The organism is Pedobacter sp., assembly GCF_035566355.1.
Taxonomy (GTDB): Bacteria; Bacteroidota; Bacteroidia; order Sphingobacteriales; family Sphingobacteriaceae; genus Pedobacter.
In genome coordinates, this window is sequence record NZ_DATMRL010000201.1 from 1 (window position 1) to 3,229 (window position 3,229).

The 3,229-nt window shown below is 43.6% G+C and carries 4 protein-coding genes; all 4 read right to left on the bottom strand.

The features are described 5' to 3' along the window. Positions 1-468: MBL fold metallo-hydrolase (locus VNZ46_RS07855; RefSeq protein ID WP_325559519.1), on the bottom strand; the 468-nt coding region annotated here is incomplete at its 3' end. A 60-nt stretch (positions 469-528) separates the two neighbouring features. After that, positions 529-1,545 (bottom strand): type I asparaginase, encoded by a 1,017-nt coding sequence (locus VNZ46_RS07860; RefSeq protein ID WP_325559520.1) that lies wholly within the window; start codon positions 1,543-1,545, stop codon positions 529-531. 6 nt (positions 1,546-1,551) lie between these two features. Continuing rightward, positions 1,552-2,319, bottom strand: a complete 768-nt coding sequence (locus VNZ46_RS07865) for a TatD family hydrolase (RefSeq protein ID WP_325559521.1) — start codon at positions 2,317-2,319, stop codon at positions 1,552-1,554. Between the two features lie 80 nt (positions 2,320-2,399). Beyond that, the coding region (locus tag VNZ46_RS07870; protein WP_325559522.1) for an FKBP-type peptidyl-prolyl cis-trans isomerase at positions 2,400-3,229 on the bottom strand (830 nt) is incomplete at its 5' end.

Here is a 3,229-nt window from a genome sequence, read left to right on the forward strand (position 1 = left end):
GCCTTGCTGCGCCAGGTCCGGACGACCGACATCACCAATAAACAGGGTATCTCCGGAAAATATACAATAAGGTTTTCCTGTTTTATCTTTGAGCAGATAGGTAGTTGACTCCGGCGTATGGCCTGGGGTATGCAGCGTTTGTATAGTGAGTTCGCCTATACGGAATTCTTCTCCGTCTGCAGCAATATGTGCCGGAAAAGAAGTTTTGGCGGTAGGGCCATAAATTATCGTTGCCCCCGATTTCTCGGCCAGGTCGATATGGCCGGAAACAAAATCCGCATGAAAATGAGTTTCGAAGATATACTTGATGACCGCACTATCTTTTTGTGCCTTTTTCAGGTAGGATTCTACCTCTCTGAGGGGATCAATGATCGCAGCCTCCCCATTACTTTCAATATAATAGGCGGCCTCGGCCAGACATCCGGTATAAATTTGCTCTATCTTCATAGCATCTGAATAATAAGCCATAAAAATACGGCTTATTATTCAGGAACACTGCCATCTGAAACGAATTTACAGAAGTTTTACTTATACAGTGAGCTCTCCGCGAAGGGATTGCTCCATGAGTTTGGTAATTTCCGTCATCGGTAATCCAAGTCCCATCAGATACATCAATTTGGTCACTGCGGCTTCAAAAGTCATATCATAACCACTAACCACGCCCATTTGCTGCAGCTTTTTACTGGTTTCGTATTTGCCCAGTTCTACTGAACCCACCTGGCACTGGGTAATGTCTACGATGATCTTTCCAGCATCAACAGCTTCCTGGAGGCTGTCAATAAACCATTGGGCTGTAGTGGTATTTCCAGAGCCGAAGGTTTCCAGTACAATGGCGTTGACAGAAGATTGGGTAACCGCCTGCACCGCCTGAGGGGTAATACCCGGATATAGTTTAATGACACCGATATTGGCGTTAAAATCTGCATGGACCTTAAAGGCTTCTTTCGGCTGCTGTTGAATGTAATTCTTATAGAAAGTTAAATGCACGCCTGCCTCTGCAAGTTTTGGATAATTTGGCGTCCGGAAAGCTTCAAACTTTTCAGAGTTATATTTGATGGCACGGTTACCTCTAAATAGCTGGTAATCAAAATAAATACAAACTTCGGGCACCATGGCTTTACCATGTTTTTTAGTGGCGGCAATTTCCAGAGCGGTGATGAGATTCTCCTTGGCATCGGTTCTGATCTCTCCTATGGGCAGCTGAGATCCAGTGAGCACAACCGGTTTGGCCAGGTTCTCCAGCATAAAACTCAGGGCCGATGCAGTAAAGGCCATCGTGTCTGAACCATGGAGGATTACAAAACCATCGTACTGGGCATACTTGTTCTCAATGATCCGAGCCAGTTTGGCCCAAATGTCCGGATGCATGTTAGAGGAGTCCAGGATCGGATCAAAAGAATGCACATCGAGCTGGTAGTTTAGGCGTACCATCTCGGGAACATTTTGCTGGATCTGCTCAAAATCAAAAGGTATAAGCGCACCAGTCTGCGGATTATTGACCATGCCAATAGTTCCGCCAGTATAAATAATAAGTAGTTTAGTCATTGACTGCTAAACTAAAAAAATCTTTCTGGAATTAAGTGTAGTAATATCAGCTATTTCATCAACAGAAATACCATAAATTTCCGACAGCTTTCTGGCCACATAGATCAGATAGCTGCTTTCATTTGGCTTGCCTCTGAATGGCACCGGGGCAAGGTAAGGCGAATCGGTTTCCAGAACGATATGTTCGAGGGGAACATATTTAAGTACTTCATCCAAACCGGCTTTCTTATAAGTCACTACGCCGCCTATCCCCAGGTAAAAACCAAGTTCAATGGCCTTGAGCGCCTGATCCAGATTTCCTGTGAAACAGTGTAGAATTCCACGGAGCTTATCGTCTTTTTCTTCTTCCAGCACCTCAAAAACCTCATCAAAAGCTTCCCTGCAATGGATGACGATAGGCAAGTCCAATGCTTTTGCCCATTTGATCTGTTCTTTAAAGGCTTTTTGCTGGATACGCAGGGTTGTTTTATCCCAATAGAGGTCAATACCGATCTCTCCTATGGCATAGATCTTCCGGCCAGCTATACTGGCATAGATTTCTTTCAGTACCATTTCAAAGTCATCCTTTACGTCACAGGGGTGAAGCCCGGCCATGGCAAAACAATTTTCCGGGTAACGCCCTACCAGTTCGTTGATCATGGCAATGGAAGCAACATCTACATTGGGCAGGAACAGGCGTTCTATGCCCTGATCAAAGCAACGCTGCAAGAGTTCGCTCTGCTTCTGCTGATCTCTTTCGTAATAAAGATGGGTATGGGTATCGGTTAAAAGCATGGTGCAAAGATACAAAATAAAAAAGCCCTGTCTATACAATAGACAGGGCAATGGGTTATAGCCCGAAGGCGATAGCCTGATTATTTTTTAACTGGAGCTGGTGTCGCTGCAGCTGGGTTTACGGGTGCTGGCGGAGCTGGCACAGTAACCGCTGAAGGTTTTTTAATGTCTGTCAGTTCTACTTCAAATACCAATGGAGTATAAGGACTGATACCGCCCTGAGGCATACCGTTCTCGCCATAAGCTAATTTAGAAGGGATAATGAAAGTGGCTTTACCACCTTTACCGATCAGTTGTAAACCTTCGTCAAAACCAGGGATTGCTCTTCCTAATGCAAATGCACGTGGACCGTACTGAGCCATTGGGTTAAATTTACCGGTTTCTTTAGCAATTTTAGCATCGCTGGTATCAAATACGTTGTCTTTTCCGTTTGATTTTTTAGTGGTCAGTTTACCTGTGTAGTTCACCATGATGGTATCTCCAACTACTGGTTTTTGTGCGCTTCCAGGAGTGGTGATCACATATTGCAAACCAGAAGCTGTAGTTTGTACTTTCAGGTTATTGTCTGCAATAAATTTCTTGATTTTTCCTTCTTCAGATGCTTTGTGTCTTTCAACTGTTGCCTTATAGTCCTTCTGGAAGAAATCTTTGGCTTTGTTTTGGAAAGTAGAATCTGCTTCTTTTGGATCTTTGTGTAATACTTTCTCAATTTTAACGGTAAATACCAGGTATTTATCATTTTTCAGGTTAGCTGGTTTTGGCTGACCTGAGTGTTTAGCCATCGTATCTAAATCCAATTTGAAAGTAGCACTGTCACCTTCACCAAAAAGATACAATACATCGTTCATATCACCTGCATATTGTTTTTTACCTACAGGGAAGATTTGAGGTTGCTCAAGATCATAGGTAT